Origin of the sequence: Pseudomonas sp. 2VD, from assembly GCF_005503585.1 — a bacterium.
GTDB classification, from domain to species: Bacteria; Pseudomonadota; Gammaproteobacteria; order Pseudomonadales; family Pseudomonadaceae; genus Pseudomonas; species Pseudomonas aeruginosa.
In genome coordinates, this window is the sequence record NZ_SCND01000690.1 from 1 (window position 1) to 1,017 (window position 1,017).

At 67.2% G+C, this 1,017-nt stretch carries 1 protein-coding gene; it reads left to right on the forward strand.

Going from position 1 to position 1,017, the window contains the following annotated elements:
* Positions 1 to 1,017 (forward strand): hypothetical protein (locus FFS27_RS33125; RefSeq protein ID WP_256659918.1); only part of this gene is annotated, 1,017 nt, incomplete at both ends.

The following is a 1,017-nucleotide window of genomic DNA, read 5'->3' on the forward strand; positions in this document are numbered from 1 at the left end:
GCGCCGCGAGCCTGAACAACTACGGCACCCTGGGCGGCGGCGGCAACCTGCGATTGAACGCGCCCGCCCTGCTCAACGAGCGCGGGTTGCTGTTCAGTGGCGCCGACATGACCCTGCGCGCCGGCGACATCACCAACCTCTACGGGGATGTGTACAGCCTCGGCAGGCTGGATATCGCCCGCGACGATGCCGGCAACCGTGCCGCCAGCCTGCGCAACCTTTCCGGGGTGATCGAGAGCGGCAAGGACTTCAGCCTGCGTGCCAGCCTGATCGAGAACCGTCGCGCCGTGCTGGAAAGCAAGTCGGGCCTGTACACCGCGAAGATGGAGCAGACCGCCTGCATCGAAGGCGTCAACGCGGGCGACTGCAGCGGCAAGCGCAACGCCATCTGGACCATCACCCAGCGCGACAAGACCGAGGTCACCGCCAGCAGCGCCATGGGGCAACTGCTGGCCGGAGGCGACTTCGCCATCGACGGCGGCACCCTGAACAACCTTTCCAGCCTGATCGGCAGCGGCGGCAACCTCACCGCCAACCTCGAAGTCCTCGACAACCAGGGCCTGGAAACCGGCGAGCTGGAAACCATCCGCGTGCTGCGTACCGCTCGCGGCGGCGATATCGGCGGCATCGACCAGAAGTCGCGCAACTTCACCAACCTCTACTGGTACCAGAGCGCCAATTTCGACCCGGCGCGCGCGGGCGAGATTCCCGCCGCGCTCAACGCGATCCTCAGCGACTGGTCCTTCGAGTACGAATTCCCGAGCAAGGGACCGACCCCGATCAGCAGTGGCGACCAGTCCTACGCAGCGGTGATCCAGGCCGCCGGCGACGTCACGGTCAATGCCAGCACGCGCATCGACAACGGCGTCACCCGCCCCGGCTACACCTTCGTCGGCAGCGGCCGCCGGCGCGCGCGGGCGAGATTCCCGCCGCGCTCAACGCGATCCTCAGCGACTGGTCCTTCGAGTACGAATTCCCGAGCAAGGGACCGACCCCGATCAGCAGTGGCGACCAGTC